Raw genomic sequence first — 18,238 nt, forward strand, 5'->3', positions numbered from 1 at the left:
AGCGTCCCGGCCCCGGCTTTTGTTACTTACAGTGACTTCATCGTGCCTTTAGGCAGCACAGCAGTTACTGAAGACTTCTGAACAACGATGTTGTTTGAATCGTTAAGTGCAACTTCAATGAAGTCTTTTTCTTCTGACACTTTAGTGATTTTTCCAACCAAACCACCTTGTGTTAACACTTCATCGCCTTTGCTTAGTGACGATACTAGGTTTTTATGCTCTTTTACACGCTTCGCCTGTGGACGGTAAAGCAAGAAGTAAAAGATTAAACCAAATACAGCTAGCATGATGATCATTTCCATGCCGCCACCTTGCGGCGCACCAGCAGACTGTGCGTAAGCGTTAGAGATAAATAGGCTCATAAAATTCCCCAAATATTATCGTTGTTATAGTGCCGGAACCGGCAACCCTTTTTGTTCATAAAATTCTTGTACAAACTCATCAAGCGTACCTGCGTCAATCGCATCGCGAAGACCCTGCATCACGCGCTGATAGTAGCGAAGGTTATGGATGGTGTTTAAGCGCGCACCCAAGATTTCGTTACACTTGTCCAAATGATGTAGATAAGAGCGAGAATAGTTTTTACAAGTGTAGCAATCACAATTCTCATCTAATGGCGAGGTGTCGTTTCTGTGTTTCGCATTGCGAATCTTCACTACGCCTTCAGTCACAAACAGGTGACCGTTTCGCGCGTTACGCGTGGGCATTACACAGTCAAACATATCGATGCCGCGACGCACAGACTCTACCAAATCTTCAGGTTTACCCACGCCCATTAAATAGCGAGGTTTATCTTCCGGAATTTTAGGTGCGGTATGATCGATAATGCGGATCATATCTTCTTTCGGCTCACCTACTGAAAGACCACCAATGGCGTAACCGTCGAAGCCAATAGCTTCAAGGCCAGCAAGTGAAACGTCGCGCAGACCTTCGTACATACCGCCTTGAATGATACCAAACAGTGCCGCTGGGTTATCGCCATGGGCTTCTTTACTACGTTTGGCCCAACGTAGCGACATTTCCATTGAAACGCGCGCTTCTTGTTCAGTAGCGGGATACGGCGTGCACTCATCAAAAATCATCACGATGTCAGAGCCCAAATCGCGCTGAACTTCCATCGATTTTTCGGGCGTAAGTAAAATCTTTTCGCCGTTTATCGGAGAGCGGAATGTTACACCTTCTTCGGTAATTTTACGCAAATCACCCAAGCTAAACACTTGGAAGCCGCCCGAATCCGTAAGGATTGGCTTGTCCCAATTCATGAAGTCGTGCAGGTCGCCATGCTGGCGAATAATGCCCGTACCAGGACGAAGCATCAGGTGAAACGTGTTTCCAAGACAGATGTGTGCACCGCTGTCTTTTAATTCTTCAGGGGTCATTCCCTTAACGGTACCGTATGTACCTACGGGCATGAACGCTGGGGTTTCTACAACACCGCGTTCAAACACCAAACGACCGCGTCGTGCTCGGCCTTCGGTTTTTAACAACTCAAATTGCATGTGAAAGCATTCCCACTTTGGTGCGCTTTTGCGCTGGGTATAAAAATAAATTGGCGGCGATTATACCAGTAATTCGGCTGAGATCATGCCCCGTATCTATGTTTATCTGTAACTAAGCTAGAAAGGCCTGCAAAACACCGATTTAAACGCCTAATGTCCTCGGGCGAATGTGCTTAGGCGCGTTCAATAAACATAGAATCACCGTAGCTAAAGAATCGATATTCTTTCTCTATCGCTTCTTGATACGCCTTCATGACATTCTCTTTGCCAGCAAATGCGCTAATTAACATCATTAGCGTGGACTCTGGAAGGTGAAAATTGGTGAACATTGCGTCTACCACTTTAAACTCAAAACCAGGGTAGATAAAAATCTCAGTATCTTCGTTAAATGGCGCAATAACTTCCTCGTCACCGCGCTCTGCACTTGCCTTTGCCGCTGACTCCAAAGAGCGTACAGAGGTTGTACCCACTGCAATAACGCGTTTACCGTTGGCCTTTGTGGTTAGAACAGCGTCAACAACGTCTTGTGGTACTTCGGCGAACTCTGCGTGCATTTTGTGCTCTTGAATATTATCAACGCGCACAGGCTGGAATGTACCCGCGCCAACGTGCAAAGTTACAAAGGCCAAATTCACGCCTTTTTCTTTTAACGCAGCCAGTATTGCATCGTCAAAGTGTAGCCCTGCAGTAGGCGCCGCAACCGCGCCCGGCTTTTGATTGTAAACGGTTTGATAGCGCTCTTTGTCTGAACTTTCATCGGGACGATCGATGTAAGGAGGTAGCGGCATGTGGCCATGGGCTTCTAGCAGCGTTAATACGGTCTCATCGTGGTCAAACTGTAAAATAAATAGCGCATCGTCTCGCCCTGTCACCGTAACATTCACTTTTTCTTCAAGAATCAGCTTAGATCCAGGCTTAGGCGCCTTGCTCGCGCGAACATGCGCTAACGCTGTATTGTCTGATGTGATGCGCTCGATCAGCACCTCAACCTGTCCGCCCGTTTCCTTTTTGCCGAGTAAACGTGCAGGAATAACCCGCGTATTGTTGAACACCAAGAGGTCGCCTGGCTCTACAAATTTCAGCATGTCAGCGAACATCGTGTGCGCTACATTGCCAGTCTTCCCATCTAAATGTAACAAGCGACTCGCTGTACGTTGCTGAGTTGGGTATTTGGCGATAAGTTTTTCGGGTAGCTCGAAGCTAAAATCTGATAGTTTCATAAATACGACTAAATTACGGCATAAAAGTTAGACAAAAGTAGAATATTAAGTGTTATTTAAGTTGCAACTAAAGGCTAATAAAAATAGATCTACAGATTAAGCTAAAGTCAAAATAAAAACAAAAAATGTTGATTATCAACAAATTAAAAAATTAACGTATATTATAAAATAACTTTATATTGAACAATATACGTACAATTCAATTTATTAAATAGCACTTAACTCCTTAAACGGTTAAGATACCTGCAGATAGTGATGATGTTCTCCCATAAACATTCCTTATCATTCGTACCCAGCACTTGCTGGGTATTTTTTTATCTGCTTATTTTCCCTGCCTACCTTCACTCATCGCAACGTTATTACGAAGTTTCGATTCCTCTGCGCGACAGGTTAGTTGAATATCGATATCTTATGAACGGCGGTATTTTACGCTGTTTATTGCTGAAGATCAGTTAAGATTTCCTCTAAAAGCGCCGCATCTAATGGACGCGCCTTCAACACGTACAAAATCTGCAGAAGTAAATCGGCGCCCATAATACCTTTATTTACCTTATTTCTAAGATTATCTGCGCTTTGCTCCACGCCAATCTCTTCCAGCCTTTGGCTTAACGCTTGATATTTTACGCCGCGCACAGACATCTCAGATTTCACGACTCTTGCTACCGTTTGCCGCCACGCATTTTTAGCACTTTGCGTATTTCCAGTGTTCACACAGCCTCCAAAAACCACACAAATGTGATATATATTTTACAAAAACACACTTTTTTACACTTATAGCATGTATTTAATGTTGACGATTATGGCACAACAGGTCTACACTGCAAGTCTAGATATTGGCGAAGATGAAAATAGTCGTTACAGTAACTTCGGTGGTTAATACAGCAAAGTATCTGTTTTTAATAAAGTGCAGTTGTATAACACACCACTTACACGACATTCATTTTCACAACTATCGCTTCAATAATTAAAGGAGAAAGGTATGAGCTGGGAACTGGAAAGCATCGAAGCCTTATTTAAAGAGCATGATGACTTTGTGGTAACACGTGAGGAAAACTGCTTACTTATTGCTAATCAAGACGGCATAGATGCCTGGCTTGCTATCAGCGGAGAGCAGATCTTAGTAGAGAGTCTTTTGTTTGCAGCGTCGGAAGTAAAAGATAAGCCAGCGCTAGATCATGAAATATTGTCTACTCATATGGTGTTCCCTTTGACCACGGTAGGCATTTCAAACATTGGTGGTGAAGAGTACTACACTGCCTTTGGTGCGCTAAGTGCCCAGTCAAAAGCCGAAAGTATCGTTATTGAAGTGGAAACCCTGTTTCAGAATGTTGCATCTTTCTTAGATGCCTACGAAACACACCTTAACTAAAATTTACTTCTAAGGAGAAGCGAATGTCAGTGTGGAAAAAATTAGTAACTGCAGTAAAAGGTGGTGCAACCGAAGCTGCTCAATCTGTCGTAGACAGTCAGGCTATTCGAATTCTGGAACAAGAAATTAGAGAAGCCAAAGAAGAATTGCGTAAGTCAGACCATGCACGTACCCAAATCTTGGCAAAGTGTAAACTTTCTCAGCAAAAAGTGGATAGCTTCAATTCGTCAATTGCGGAATACGAAGCTCACGCGCGCAAGGCCATCGATAGCGACCGCCAACTCGCGTTAGACTGTGCGCAAAAGGTGTCCGAACTTAAAGAAGAACGAGACCAAGAACAAACATATCTTGATCAGTTCCAGCAGTCAGAAAAGCAGCTGGCACAAAATATCCAACAGGCGAAAGCGAGTTTACGTCGCTTAGAGCAGCAAGTGGATATGGTAAAAGCCACTGAAAGCGTTCAGAAGGCGCAAGTAGCGGTTTCTTCACGCCACATGGGTGCGAATAGCAAAATGAAAACGGCGACAGAGTCACTGTCACGTATTCAAGATAAGCAAAAGATGCGCAATGCTGAGCTACAAGCTGCAGAAGAGTTAGCAAACAATGAGTCGAGCAGCGATCTAGAAAAACGCTTAGCCGAAGCGGGTATCAAAGGGGGTAAAACCTCGGCCGATGACGAGCTAGCGCGAATTCTAGGCAAGTAAGTTAGAAAAATGGGAGCTACGCGCTCCCATTTTTAATTCTTGTTACAATAATTTCCTGCGTAAATTACCGTTAAGTAAAGCGCTAACCTAGACAAATCAAGTACTTCAAGGCAGAGTAAGGGCACGCATAACAAGGGCTGTTTCTTTTATGTCTCCATGGATAAAACTGCGAAAAATCATGCTGCAATATTTTGCAGAATCACGCTGGTACACTATTGTCGGTGCCACCGCCTTTTACGCAGTAACAAGCTACTGGCTACTTTACGCTGCAGACGAGCACGATTTAATTACCAACGCCGACTTTATTTACTGGCTGGCGGTCACCGCCTCTACAGTGGGCTATGGTGATTTATCTCCCGTCACGCCAGCGGGAAAACTGGTTGTAGCGCTTTACGTCATACCGCTTGGTTTGAGTATCTTCGCCATGGTAATTGGCCGGATTGCAGCTTGGGTTTCATTAACGTGGAAGAAAGGATTGTTGGGTATGAACAGCTTGATGCTAGATGAACATATCTTAGTAATTGGGTGGAATGAGCAGCGTACTATGCTGCTGCTTGATTTAATACTTCAAGAACGCGATGCCATGCCAGAGCGCCCCGATATTGTGCTGTGCGTGAAGGCCGATATCACTAACCCCATGCCTGGCGTGATTGAGTTCGTGAAGGTAGATTCGTTTAACAAAGACGAAGATATGGATCGCGCCTGCGTGTCCACCGCCCGAACTATTCTTATCGATAACCCACAAGACGATGTCACCATGACTACCGCGCTGTATTGTACTAAGCGTAATCCTGATGCACATCAGGTGGCTTATTTTGATGATGATAGCCTAGTCAGCTTACTTCAGGATCACTGCCCTAAAGTGGAGTGTACACCGAGCGTGGCAATAGAAATGTTAGTTAAAGCCGCTTTTGATCCTGGTTCAAGTATGCTTCATCACGACTTGCTGAGTATTGAAGAAGGCCAAGCGCAATTTTCAGTAAAAATCCCAGAAAGTAGCCACGCCATTTCTGTTGCTAAGTTATTTATTAATTTGAAACGTAAACACGATGCCATCTTTATTGGTTATGCGCCAAATGGCCTTGTGAAAGAAATGGTGGTAAACCCACCGTTGGACGTTACGTTAAACCCGCGCGACACTTTGTTTTACATTGCTGAGCGCCGCATTAACGCAATTAACTGGTCTTCTCTAGACGCTGATTAAGAGGCGTAAACATGTTTAGTAAATTATTTAGAAAATCAGAACCTAAAAAACCTAAGTCGCCAGAAATAATGGGGCTTTATTTAGGTGGCTCTTTCGAGTTAGATAACTTGAAACTTTCGCTATTAGAACCTGAGCTCACTATTGAAGGCGCAGCCCGTTCTCAATTAATTCAAGCGGTAGGTGAAGCCCCCTTAGATACAGGTGGCACTCTGCTTCGCTTTTACACCGACGACGATGGATTTTTACAGGTGGTCACCGACGGCGGCTTGTCTGAGAATCACATTACCGATGTTAAGCTGTGGCACTTTTATGAAACGAAAACCATTGGTAATACTGCTCAGTGGAACGAATGCTTGAAAAACGTTATAAGCCAGCCCACCTATGAGCTTGACGGCAAGGTCTATACCCGCGTGTGGGGGGCAGTGGGCGATGAGTCACCGCCTGTTGCCGTCACTGAAACTACCTATGAAGAAGATGGTAATGTGAGTACCACTGATCAGTTCATGATGCTGTACGAACGCCCAATCAGTAACGATAGAGTTGAAACCCTGCTTGTTGTGGGTGAAGAAAAGCAAGTAGGTAATAATTTAGATAGATGTTTGGTGATTTCAACGGGGTTTGATGTTGAACCTGCAGATATCACTATAAACGGTTAATAAAAAGGGAATAACTATGGATACGATCATGCAATCTTTGGCTGGCCTTGATAACTTTGCGCTTTACTTCGGCTTGTCGATTGTTTTTTTGTTTATCTTCAAATTGGTGTACGCATTGGTCACACCTCACGATGAATGGAAGCTGGTAAAAGAAGAGAAAAACGTTGCCGCTGCCATCGGTTTTGGTGGTGCTATAATCGGTTTTGCTATCGCCCTTGGCAGCGCAGCTTCAAACTCGGTTGCTGTAGTAGATTTTGCTATTTGGGCGCTTGTTGCTGTGATTGCACAATCCCTAGCGTTTGCCATTTTGCGTTTTAGCTTTATGCCGAAAATCGCTGAGCGCATAAACAATAACGAAGTTTCTGCGGGTGTTATGCTTGCCAGCATGTCTATTGCCGTAGGCTTACTCAATGCCGCTTGCATGACCTATTAAGGGGGCAGCGATGACTGATAAACGAAACACTCAGCTTGATGTTGTTGATAGCGTGCAAGGTGAGAAGCCCGCATTAAAACGCACCAAATATATTGACCTTGGTCGCATGCGCAAAGGTTTTAGCGTGAAGCCTTTAGCATTGGGTGTGGCCAGCGTTATTTTAAGTGGCTGTGGTGGCGAAAAAGAAGACGCCACCATTTACACCTCGCTAGAAGACTGTAAACAGGATTTTCCTGATGCAGTAGAGCGTTGTGAAGCTGCCTACCAGACAGCGGTCGACGAGGCCATGCGCACCAGTCCGCGCTTTAGCTCTGAGTACGACTGCGAACATGAATTTGGCCCTAACCAGTGCCAATATGTGAATAATAGTAGCGGCAGCTTTTTCATGCCGTTCATGGCAGGCTACATGGTGAGCTCTCTGCTATCGCCAAATCGCTATTACTCACAGCCCTTATATACTTCCTATTCATATAATTCACCGTTTCGTTCACGCTGGATAACGGCAGACGGCTATGTGTTCGACGGCGACATTCGCAAAAGAAAATATCGCGTAAACAAAGACGTTTATAAGCCTAAGCCTACCGTGAACCGCACAATGAAACGAGGCGGGTTTGGTAGCAGCGTTCGTGCAAAATCGTCTTGGGGTAGCAGCAGCCGTAAAGGCGGCTGGGGCGGATAACTATGTTTAGAATGCCTTGCCAGCCTCGCAAGGGCTGGCAGCAGTTGGCTAACGAGTTTGGTTTTCATTTCCACACCATGTATGGCGAGCCGTATTGGGATGAAAGTGCCTACTACCAATTCACGCTAGCGCAAATTGAAAACGACATTGAAGACCCCACAGCCGAGCTACATCAAATGTGCTTGGCAGTGACCGAAGATGTGGTTAATAGTGAGGAATTACTTACTCGTTTTCGAATCCCAGAGCAACATTGGGACTTAGTAAGAGACAGCTGGCAGGAAAGAGCCCCCAGTTTGTATTCACGCCTTGACCTTGTCTACAGCGGCAAAGGGCCAGCTAAGCTGCTAGAAAATAATGCAGATACGCCCACCAGCTTGTATGAATCTGGGTTTTGGCAGTGGCTGTGGCTTTCACAAAATGTGGATGCCGGCAAACTCGCCCTGCACGCTGATCAGTTCAATAGCTTGCAAGAAAAACTAGTTCATCGCTTTCGCGAAATAGCATTGCACTACAACATTAATCAACTGCACATGGCGTGTTGTAAAGATACCGTAGAAGATCGCGGAACAGTGCAGTACCTACAAGACTGCGCTACAGAGGCCGGGCTTTTAGCTGACTTCGTTTTTATTGAAGACATTGGGTTAGCGGACACGGGCGTTTTTACCGATCTTCAAGACGCGCCAATTACAGACTGCTTCAAGCTTTATCCTTGGGAGTTTATGCTGCGCGAAGAGTTTGGCGATGTGTTAGAAGATGCCCAAGTTAATTGGATAGAGCCCCCATGGAAATCGATAATTTCCAATAAAGCCTTGCTTCCTCAGCTTTGGAAGAAATTTGAAGGCCACCCTAACCTGCTTCCCGCTTATTTTTCAGATGAAATAAACACAAACACACTATCAGGAAAGTGGATTAAAAAGCCTCTGTTTTCTAGGGAGGGCGCGAATGTTTCTATCATTGAAGGTGGGATTGAGAATAGGCTTAGCGATGGTCCTTACGGCGAAGAAGGCTATATTGTTCAAGCATTTGAACCTTTACCCGTTTTTGAAGGTAACCATACACTCATAGGTAGTTGGTTGGTAGATGACATGCCAGCAGGTATTTCAGTAAGAGAAGATGCATCTGCTATTACCCAAGATCTCTCTCGCTACCTTCCTCATATTATTTTGTAATCTACTTTAGGGGCGTTCGATGAAGCCGCTTTCTTTCCAAATTCGCGTTCTACTGACGCTAGGTGCATTGTTAATCGTAATAGAAGTAGCAAACTTACTTACCGGTAATGCACTTAATCAGTTTGGTGTAGTGCCTCGTACACTTTCAACCTTGCCATATATATTCACAGCCCCTTTCCTTCACGGTACACCCACGCATTTGATGGCTAACTTGGTGCCTCTTTTGCTGTTCATGTGGCTTACTATGCAGTGGGGAAAACGCACGTTTCTTATCGCTACGCTAAGCGCACTGCTTATAGGTGGTTTGGGCGTGTGGCTGTTCGGTAGAAGCGCTACGCATATTGGCGCGAGCGGCATGGTATATGGCTACTTCGGCTTCCTCGTGCTAGCAGGGTTTAGAAGTAACAAAGTGCGGTATTTGCTTATTTCACTAGTAGTTGCAGCGCTATACGGAGGAATGCTTGTTGGTGTGCTTCCCACATCCAAATTTATTTCCTTTGAATATCATCTGTTTGGCTTTATTGGCGGCTTATTTGCCGCATGGCACTGGGCACGCTAATTAGTTTACGTATAATTAGCCTCAAGATAAGACGTTGTAATTAGATATGTCAGCAGTACAAGAACCTACACAAAAAAACCAAGGCTTTTTCGGCAACCTCGCGTTTAACATTGTTATTCCTGTGGTGCTAATGAGTTATGCAAGTTCAGAAGATTACCTAGGCCCTGCGTGGAGCATTGTGGCGGCACTCAGCTTTCCTATTGGTTATGGCCTATGGGATTTAAAAGAGTCGGGAAAGGTCAACGGCTTTTCCATTTTAGGCATTATCAGCGTACTACTTACCGGCGGGTTTAGCTTACTTAAACTGCCTGCCGAGTATATTGCGATAAAAGAAGCCGCTATCCCAGGCATTATCGGTATTGCTGTACTGGTAACCCAATACTCTAATAAACCCTTGGTCAAAATGCTAATTTTGAACGACCAAATCATAAACTGGCCACACCTAAACCAAGTTCTTGATGCGAAAGGAAAACAGAGCGAGTTTAAAAAGAAAGTCGCGGTTAGCTCTTACATCGTAGCGAGTTCGTTTTTCCTCTCTTCTGCACTAAATTATATCTTGGCAAAAATGATATTGGTCAGTGAGCCGGGCACTACGGCATACACTGAAGAACTTGGCCGAATGACTGCGCTTAGCTACCCAGTTATTGTGATCCCGAGCATGATTTTGCTTATTGCAGCGCTCTGGTATTTGTTTGCTCAAATCAAAAAAATTACTGGCGAAGAACTCGATAACTTTATTAATCAGTAAAAAGATAATCGATAAGGGGCTTAACGCCCCTTTTTGTATTTAACATGCCCTTCCCTACGACTGAAGCTATTAAATATTTTGTAATTTAGGCGACTAAAGCATTTTCCTGAAACGCAGAAGAATACTAGCCATCAAATTTCCGCACCGCTTTTAACCAAAAAGCGTGGGTATTACGTATACTCTCAAATATAAAAATAACCCGTTCTATTAGAACATGTCGGCGCTAATTGAAGGCGCGCATAGCACCTCTAGCATTACGCCATAAACGCTGAATATTGCGTATTGAGTATAGCGTATTGCGCGCATTCTCGCTCCTTCATGTTCACATTAAGACGGTTCAATACAAAACGGCGAATTATGCTGACCATAAAAGACTTAAAGAAATCTTTTTCACAGACAGGGGCTCCGCTCATCAACAACCTTAACCTTACCGTAAAGACTGGTGAATCGGTGAGTATTCAGGGGGCTTCAGGCTGCGGTAAATCTACCTTGCTGTCGCTCATTGCTGGGTTTGAGACGCCCGACGGAGGCGATATTTCGGTAAATGGATTGTCGATTGCTGGCAATAGCAAACTCGATAAAACATTTAAAGCGAAGGATATCGACAATTTTCGCAAACAGCATTTAGGTATTGTGTTTCAAAGCTTCAATCTATTCGACTGCTTTAATGCGTGGGACAACATTGCCTTTACTGCAAGGCTAAAAGGTAATGTAGATAACGACTACCAATTAGCGTTAATGGAGCAGCTTGGGATATTACCCCTAGCGCAAAAGCCGCTAAGTCAGTTATCTGGCGGTGAACAGCAGCGCTGTGCCATTGCTAGAGCACTTGTACATCGCCCCTCGCTTATCTTGGCCGACGAACCCACCGGCAATTTAGACGAAACCACTAGCGAAACCGTGTCTGACTTACTCTTTAAAACTTGTAAAGAGGCCAATACTTCTCTTGTTGTGGTAACTCATAGCCAAGACGTCGCCGTAAAAGCAGACGCCGCTTTGCGACTACATAAAGGGGTATTAGAGAGTGTGAAATATAAAACTAAAGAACAGACCTTATCTTCACCAGTAGCAGCAAGCTAATTACGGGTGAAAAACGTTAGCGATATGCGCCCTGTGAAAAACCCACCGAAAACAGCAAGTAGGAAGATAACGTGCTACGCACTCTACTGTTAGCGCTCTCTAGCTTACTTGCAATGGCAAGGCACAGGCCGTGGGAGCCTTTGCTCATTATGGCCGCAATTATACTGGCCAATGCTGGCTTGGTTACCGTTTTGCTTATAAACGAAGGCGCCACACAAGGTGACCTATTACAGTCGAAGCAAGGGCTTACCTTGGGCAGTATCATCACTCCAGCAGACAGTAGAGCTCGCTTTACACAAAGCGATTATGCCACGCTTCGCAACCAGGGTTTTACCCAGCTTGTTGCGATAGCTGAAAGAGACATCACCCTATCGTGCAATGGCAGCGAGCCCACAGCAACAACTCTCAAATTACTTGGTGTTGATACTCAGCCTCTTCTAGGAAGTGCATTTAGAACGAGAGGTTTTGAGGCGCCTGCCCTAAACGATAGCGCTGTTTCACTATCCTATTTATCGCAAAATGCGAAGAAATTTAGTGAAATGGAAAACCAGCAGACGCCAGCGGGTCGCGTATTACGCTTAAATTCTGGGGGCGACTTCGCTGTAAATGGGCTTTTTCACCCCTTAACGAACGCAAAACTGGCCTGTCACGACACGCTCAATGAAATCGATAGAAAAACCGCGCCAAGTCCCTATTGGCCTGCAACGGTAAGCGCGTATGTGAGTAGCTTTGCTCCGCAAAATACAATTTTGATCTCAATCGATGATTTTTACAGAGGCGGGGTAACGATTGAGAATGATGAACCTGTTAAGCCTGTTATTCCTGACAATGCTAAACGCGCGCAAGAGAAACAAGCAAAGCAACAGAAAGCTTACGTCCCACTTTCCGGGTTTATTGCATTTTCACCGCTATCACATCAGCATTTAACCCAAATAGAAACCCTACTTGGAATACCTGTAAAGCAAACCACTAGCAATACAGACAATGACACCGGTTCGTTGCCAGATAGTTTTAGACTAAATCTTTGGGCGATGAGTGGACTGATGGGCGTTGTGGCGCTTTTTATAGTACTTAACGCGCTAAACTTGATGTACCGCACGCGGCTACCCAATATCATTCGTTTACGGCAGCTGGGCATATCTCAGCGAATTTTAAGCATTGCCCTATTCACCGAGTTGCTTGTTTACTGCGTAATAAGTATTCCAATTGGCATGTTCATCGGTTTTCAAGCGGCGTCATGGTTGTCACCTGTGATAAACGGTACATTTACGTCGTTGTTTAACGCTGTATTTGTTAACCCAGACGTTAATCTGCTTTTCACCTTCGGCTTCGCATTAACAACGACCTTTATATCGCTGGTTGTTTTTTCGTTAGTTTCTATAGTTAAGCTTTCAAATGCCCTAACCGTAGCGCCTGTCAAAAAAGAAAATGCGTTAGGCCAATTTGCCGTAGGTCTTATCTCATTATGTGCCCTACTACTGTTATTTATCGCTGAGGGGTTCGTATCTTCTGCAGCTTCAGCACTTTTCTTTGTTGCACTGTTACTCCTTACCAGCTGCGCGCTTATTCTTCTTTGGTTACCTATTTTCTCTAAGCTACTGACTAGATTTGTACCAAGACAGTGGCCCGTGTTCCACTACGTCATTGCTAATATGCATTTACTGTCTAGCAAAACCCGTCTCGCCGTTTGTGCATTCTTTATCGCGCTAACCGCAAATATTGGTATGAACACCATGACGGACAGCTTTAGAGACGCCACTGAACAGTGGTTAACGCAAAGGCTTTACGCGCCTTTCTATCTGTACACCGACGCGCCACTTAGTCGTATCGAAACGTTATCTACCAAATCGTTACCTCCGCTTGCTTTAACTCCTTTACTTAAGGCCGAGGGAGCTGTTATTGGCTCACATGCTCAAGAAGAGACACATAAAGAGATACATAAAGAAACACGTGAAGTCAGTAACAGCCCGCCCACTTACGTTTCTATCAGTAGCTACCCCGTTCACCAAAGCGGTAAAAAGGCGCTTGTCCTCGATGATGTAATAAACAACGACCTCAACACAGTGTGGCGTGAGTTTACAGAAGGGAAAGGGGTATTCATCAATCAGCAATTAGCGTTTGCCCTTAACGCAAAGTTAGGACACACGTTAGATATAGAGAATATTCGCCTTCGTAAAACTGCGAATTCAAGTTCTTCGGCGGTTAATACATCTAACGAGGCGTATAGCTCGCCACAAGATAAAACTGCTGACCCAACACAAGGCTCACAAAGCAGTTCGTCGAACTCAAACCTATTTGCAGCGACGCCTCAATGGAAAGTACTGGGTATTTATCCTGACTACGGTAACCTGAACGGGCAAATATTAGTGCCTCTTCCCTCGTTTAATCGAAACGATGTCCTTATCAGGGATCAACTTTTTTCCGGTGTAGTGGCTATTTACCCAGAGCCGCCTATTGAGACTAACGTGATAGGCGACAACAAACAAAGCACCTTTGGAAAGGACATCCTCGAACAGCAGCTAAAATCACAGTTAGGGGAACACCGCGAAATTGCCCTTTATACCCGACAAGCGCTGTTAGATACCTCTATGCAGACCTTTGATCGTACCTTTGTATTAACCGACGGCCTTAACATTACCACCCTATTGGTGGCGGGCGTCGCCTTCGCTGTTTCGCTGACGGTACTAACCATAGGCAGCGCAGCGCAGTTATCTGTATTGCGTGCCCTTGGCGTTAGTCAGCTTAAAGTAAAAGCATCCCTGTTTGCGCAATATCTGCTGCTTTGTTTTATCTCTGCCTTGCTCGCCATTCCTTTTGGCGTGTACTTGGCCAATGTCTTTATTCAACAAGTAAACCGGCATGCATTTAACTGGGTGTACCCGCTTTCAATTAATGCAGAGGTTATTCTCTCTAGCGTCGGGTTATCGCTGCTTATCGTTTCGCTGGTGCTGTTGTTACCTTTAGGAAAACTTAAGCCGAAAATTGATTTAAGGCAGGAAGTTCAGCTATGACAAACCATTTAGGTAGCGCCAACACCACATTATCGCGATTTAATGCCAACCTATTTTTAGTACTTGTAGCTATCTGTTTCACGTTGAGTGCATGTACTGAAAACCCAAAAAACGAAACCTTGGGAACCTCCACGCCAAACGGCTTTTTTGGAAACATGCAGTCGAGCGACGCCTTTACGCCAGTAAAGCGGGGCAATACTGTTGAATTACCGCGCGATCACATGAGTCATCCCGATTTTCAGTTAGAGTGGTGGTACCTCACGTTTGTGTTAAGCGCTGAAGACGGGCAAGAGTTCGGCCTTCAATATACGCTTTTTCGTTTCAATACTGAGCTAAATGCCCCTGTAAGCGTTAAGGCTAATGCTGAAAATAGTGCTGAAGTTAACGCCAACAACCATATCGCAAGAAACTGGAGCAATGGCCAGCAGTGGATGGGACATGCTTCGCTACACACCGCTGAACAGCATTATTTCGAAGAACGATTTGCAAGCGGCGGTGTAGGTAATGCCTATGTGGATCAGCAACCCTTTGCGACAGTTATCGACGATTGGGTTTGGAAAGCGGCACAGGCGGAGGTTCAAACAGGTGCAGAAAGCAAAGTCATGTTCCCGTCCGTGTTAAAAGTCGCTTTTGGGCAAAGCAGCACGCATCATCCGGTCAGAATAAATGGAAAAATCCCCACTACCGCTGCAGACAGCTTATCAGAATTAAATGACGCGCCGAGCGTTAGCGCCGTCAAAGTCTCGCTTAATCTAGATACCTATGGGCCTTTCATCAAACAGGGTGATAACGGCTACAGTAAAAAAACACAAGACGAACGCCTTCGCTCCTACTATTACAGCCAGCCATTCATTAACGCGGAAGGTACGTTAAACATAGAGGGCAATAGCGTAAAAGTTACGGGTAAAGGCTGGTTTGATCACGAATGGACGAGCCACCTAGCCAACAGTGAAGCCATGGGATGGGATTGGTTCTCGCTGCATTTAGACGATGGTAGTAAATTGATGGCGTTTCGCATGCACGCCATGAATAAAAACATGAAAAATAGCAAAAGCAAACACAGCGAAATATTCACAACGGCTAGCTATATAGCGGAAAATGGCACGAAAGAAACCATCGAGCAAGCCAACGTATCAATTACGCCAACGGCCTATGAAACAATCAACGAGGGAGAGTCACTTCGCTCTGTTCCCACCGCTTGGCATATTCAAATACCAATGAAAGATATCGACGTATCCATTCGCCCGTTCAAGGAAAGCCAATGGAATCAAAGCTTATTTCCCTATTATGAAGGGCGAGTGGATATAAAAGGCTCCCATTCAGGGAGCGGCTTTATGGAATTGACAGGCTACTAAGGCCTGTTGACCTTTGATATACAGCGAAGCGCAATAGCCCCTAATAAATAGACCAATTGATGCGTTCACTTAGCGATGTCAAAGCCGCCACACCTAGCTGAGAATTACCCACGCTATTAAGCGCTGGCGAAAATACGCATATTGAGAAGCGTCCTGGTACAACAGCCACTATGCCTCCACCTACGCCACTTTTACCCGGCAAGCCTACTTTAAAAGCAAAGCTCCCAGCTTCGTCATACATCCCACTAGTCGCCAGAAGAGCGTTCACTTGTTTGGTTTGATAAGGCGTTAGCACCTTTTCATTTGCGCAAGTAGAAAAACCTGCGTTAGCAAGAAAGCTCGTTGAGCGCGCCAAGTCCTCACAACTCATTTCTAGCGCACAGTTGTGAAAATAATTTCGAAGCACATCTTCCACTTCGTTTTCAAAATTTCCGTAGGCTTTCATCAAATATGCCATTGCTGCATTGCGAGAGCGGTGCTCGTATTCAGACTCCGCCACCACCTTATTTACCACGATATCGCCGTTACAGCTTAAGCGTCTTACGAAATCTCGCATGGCAATATAAGGGGAAGCGAACCGAGATTGCACCATATCACTAACCACCAGCGCACCGGCATTAATGAAGGGGTTACGGGGAATACCGTTTTCATATTCCAACTGTACAAGAGAATTAAACGGCAGGCCGGATGGCTCGCATCCAACTCGCTCCCACATAGTTTCACCGTAGTGATTGATAGCTAAAACAAGATTAAAGACTTTTGAGATACTTTGAATAGAAAAAGGAACGCTCGCATCGCCTATCGACGTTATTTGACCGTTTGTATCGCAAATTGAAATGCCAAATTGCCGTGGATTAACTGTGGCCAACGCTGGGATGTAGTCGGCAACTTTTCCCATGCCCAACATGGGCTCAACTTCATCATAGATATCTTGAAGTAGTGCCAGCATTTCGTTTTTCATAGTTCCTCTTTCCTGCTTACCACAGATAAAAATAAAGCGCCTTGTTATAAAAACGCTGGCGCTTTAATTTCTATACAAACAATGTAGCGATTAGTTACAGCGCCAATCTTCCTTAAAGTCACACAAGCCATCATCATCTTCGTCTGACGTAAGCTCAATGTTTGTCGATACCTTTTCTGATACTTTATTTGAATCGGAATCGATTATTACTGGCTGTTTTTTATCGATAAAACTGAATATTGTTTTTGCAATATCCGTGTTATCAATTTGCCCCATAAGCGATTGATAACCAGCGCCAAAAGCAAATACTTCAACATCTACACCAGTGTGACCGCCTGTTGTCCACCCCGTGTTTGTTTTGGTGTCTAAGAAGGTTTTTACTGCCATGAAGCGAGTTTCATCATCTTGGTTTGATACGCTATCTAGCGTGGCAAGCTCTTCTTCACTCAACGACAAGCCAAGCTTCTGCGCCACAAATTCGCCAGGGTTCTCTTCATTTGCCATCTCTAAAGCAATTGTCATTACCGAGGCTGACATAGACTTAAGATGTTCAGGGCTCCAGCGGTAGTCGCCGTTTGCGCCAATGGTTAAGCCACCTGTGCTGTGATCCGCCGTCAAGATAACAAGAGTGTCAGGGTGTGCTTTTACATAATCTCGCAAATATTCCATGGTTTGCGCTAAATCGTGCATCTCAGCCATGGCAGACGCGATATCGTTTGCGTGACCAGCCCAATCTACTTGGCTTGCTTCGACGAGAAGAAAGAACCCATTGTCGTTTTCTAAGTGTTTAATAGCATGTTGAGTTAGGTACTCAAGACGATTTTTGCGCTTGTCATCTAATACCGCAGGCAGCGCTACTGGAGCAAACAGACCGAGAACATTGCTTCCCGCAGGCACTGAAGCCAGACGGTTATATGAATCGGCATATTCGTAGCCAGCATCAATAAACTGCGCCAAAATATCTCTGTCATCGCGTTCAAAGTAAGACGTTCCACCGCCTAGCATCACGTCAGCGACAAACTTACCGTCCACGCGAACATCAAAGAAATCTTCAGCTATTTCGTTGTAGTTCTTACGGCTTTCGTTATGCGCAATGTATGACGCAGGTGTCGCATGAACAATTTGAGACGTTACTGCCAAACCAGTACGCATGCCTTTACTCTTAGCATGGTACATAACAGAGTTTACTGGTTGTTTATTTACATCAACACCAATTGCACCGTTGTATGACTTAATGCCAGTAGCAAGAGCGGTTGCAGCAGCGGCTGAATCGGTAACGTAACCAGAGACTTGAGCAGGATACGTAGATGCATTGCCCACTAAAATATCATCAAACACCACCGACTCGATTTTCGGTGTTGACGGGTCATCTACATAATTACGATAAGCCGTGGTATAGGCAGGCCCCATACCGTCGGCTACAACCATTATTATATTTTTCGGTACACCTTTAGTTTGCGTACCGGTTGCACTTGCTGATTCGGTCATAGATTCAGTGATACCACAACCCGCAAGAACAGCAATAGACGCACAACTTAGTAGTGATGTGCGAACAAATTGTTTAATCATTTAAACTTCCCTGAGTAAGTAA

At 44.8% G+C, this 18,238-nt stretch carries 18 protein-coding genes; 12 read left to right on the top strand and 6 right to left on the bottom strand.

All coding sequences use genetic code 11. The features are described 5' to 3' along the window. Nucleotides 1–26 precede the first annotated feature (26 nt). The 4 genes from yajC to BZA03_RS15615 all read right to left on the bottom strand — a co-directional run bounded on the left by yajC (nt 27) and on the right by BZA03_RS15615 (nt 3,430). The gene (gene yajC / locus BZA03_RS15600; RefSeq protein WP_014999069.1) at nt 27–362 is read right to left on the bottom strand and encodes a preprotein translocase subunit YajC; all 336 of its coding nucleotides are present in this window, start codon (nt 360–362) and stop codon (nt 27–29) included. A gap of 24 nt (nt 363–386) precedes the next feature. Continuing rightward, a complete protein-coding gene (gene tgt, locus BZA03_RS15605; protein ID WP_014950189.1) occupies nt 387–1,499 on the bottom strand; it encodes a tRNA guanosine(34) transglycosylase Tgt in 1,113 nt (370 codons plus the stop codon). Between the two features lie 173 nt (nt 1,500–1,672). Continuing rightward, nucleotides 1,673–2,719 carry a tRNA preQ1(34) S-adenosylmethionine ribosyltransferase-isomerase QueA gene (gene queA / locus BZA03_RS15610; RefSeq protein WP_049588006.1) on the bottom strand — a complete coding sequence of 349 codons (1,047 nt, stop codon included), beginning with the start codon at nt 2,717–2,719 and terminating at the stop codon, nt 1,673–1,675. A 435-nt stretch (nt 2,720–3,154) separates the two neighbouring features. Next, nucleotides 3,155–3,430, bottom strand: coding sequence for a DUF6471 domain-containing protein (locus BZA03_RS15615; protein WP_110289242.1), 276 nt, complete (start codon nt 3,428–3,430; stop codon nt 3,155–3,157). 268 nt (nt 3,431–3,698) lie between these two features. On the opposite strand from BZA03_RS15615, the gene BZA03_RS15620 reads away from it, so the two are divergent. From BZA03_RS15620 to BZA03_RS15675, 12 genes are all read left to right on the top strand, one after another. Beyond that, nucleotides 3,699–4,088, top strand: a complete 390-nt coding sequence (locus BZA03_RS15620; protein ID WP_014950192.1) for a DUF2170 family protein — start codon at nt 3,699–3,701, stop codon at nt 4,086–4,088. Between the two features lie 23 nt (nt 4,089–4,111). Continuing rightward, entirely contained in the window at nt 4,112–4,792 is a 681-nt protein-coding gene (locus BZA03_RS15625) for a PspA/IM30 family protein (protein ID WP_110289243.1), read from the top strand. 148 nt (nt 4,793–4,940) lie between these two features. Beyond that, a complete protein-coding gene (locus tag BZA03_RS15630) occupies nt 4,941–5,996 on the top strand; it encodes a potassium channel family protein (protein WP_181417301.1) in 1,056 nt (351 codons plus the stop codon). A gap of 11 nt (nt 5,997–6,007) precedes the next feature. Next, nucleotides 6,008–6,652 (top strand): YjfK family protein, encoded by a 645-nt coding sequence (locus BZA03_RS15635; RefSeq protein ID WP_110289244.1) that lies wholly within the window; start codon nt 6,008–6,010, stop codon nt 6,650–6,652. A 16-nt stretch (nt 6,653–6,668) separates the two neighbouring features. Further along, nucleotides 6,669–7,085, top strand: a complete 417-nt coding sequence (locus tag BZA03_RS15640) for a DUF350 domain-containing protein (RefSeq protein WP_014950196.1) — start codon at nt 6,669–6,671, stop codon at nt 7,083–7,085. 10 nt (nt 7,086–7,095) lie between these two features. Further along, nucleotides 7,096–7,764: a DUF1190 family protein gene (locus BZA03_RS15645; RefSeq protein ID WP_110289245.1), complete on the top strand. Its 669-nt coding sequence runs from the start codon at nt 7,096–7,098 to the stop codon at nt 7,762–7,764. Nucleotides 7,765–7,766: 2 nt separating this feature from the next. Next, nucleotides 7,767–8,933 (top strand): glutathionylspermidine synthase family protein, encoded by a 1,167-nt coding sequence (locus tag BZA03_RS15650; RefSeq protein ID WP_101565295.1) that lies wholly within the window; start codon nt 7,767–7,769, stop codon nt 8,931–8,933. Between the two features lie 19 nt (nt 8,934–8,952). Continuing rightward, nucleotides 8,953–9,492 carry a rhomboid family intramembrane serine protease gene (locus tag BZA03_RS15655; protein ID WP_014950199.1) on the top strand — a complete coding sequence of 180 codons (540 nt, stop codon included), beginning with the start codon at nt 8,953–8,955 and terminating at the stop codon, nt 9,490–9,492. Between the two features lie 46 nt (nt 9,493–9,538). Further along, nucleotides 9,539–10,240, top strand: coding sequence for a VC0807 family protein (locus BZA03_RS15660; RefSeq protein ID WP_014950200.1), 702 nt, complete (start codon nt 9,539–9,541; stop codon nt 10,238–10,240). Nucleotides 10,241–10,597: 357 nt separating this feature from the next. Next, nucleotides 10,598–11,320: an ABC transporter ATP-binding protein gene (locus BZA03_RS15665; protein WP_039228389.1), complete on the top strand. Its 723-nt coding sequence runs from the start codon at nt 10,598–10,600 to the stop codon at nt 11,318–11,320. 71 nt (nt 11,321–11,391) lie between these two features. Further along, nucleotides 11,392–14,331: an FtsX-like permease family protein gene (locus tag BZA03_RS15670; RefSeq protein ID WP_110289246.1), complete on the top strand. Its 2,940-nt coding sequence runs from the start codon at nt 11,392–11,394 to the stop codon at nt 14,329–14,331. Continuing rightward, nucleotides 14,328–15,686: a lipocalin-like domain-containing protein gene (locus BZA03_RS15675; protein WP_110289247.1), complete on the top strand. Its 1,359-nt coding sequence runs from the start codon at nt 14,328–14,330 to the stop codon at nt 15,684–15,686. The genes BZA03_RS15670 and BZA03_RS15675 overlap by 4 nt, the downstream gene beginning before the upstream one ends. 40 nt (nt 15,687–15,726) lie before the next feature. Here BZA03_RS15675 and glsB read toward each other — a convergent pair whose 3' ends face one another. Beyond that, nucleotides 15,727–16,635: a glutaminase B gene (gene glsB, locus BZA03_RS15680; RefSeq protein ID WP_014950204.1), complete on the bottom strand. Its 909-nt coding sequence runs from the start codon at nt 16,633–16,635 to the stop codon at nt 15,727–15,729. A gap of 102 nt (nt 16,636–16,737) precedes the next feature. Beyond that, nucleotides 16,738–18,216: an alkaline phosphatase gene (locus BZA03_RS15685; RefSeq protein WP_110289248.1), complete on the bottom strand. Its 1,479-nt coding sequence runs from the start codon at nt 18,214–18,216 to the stop codon at nt 16,738–16,740. Nucleotides 18,217–18,238: the final 22 nt, after the last annotated feature.

The organism is Alteromonas sp. I10 (assembly GCF_003201515.1).
Taxonomy (GTDB): Bacteria; Pseudomonadota; Gammaproteobacteria; order Enterobacterales; family Alteromonadaceae; genus Alteromonas; species Alteromonas macleodii.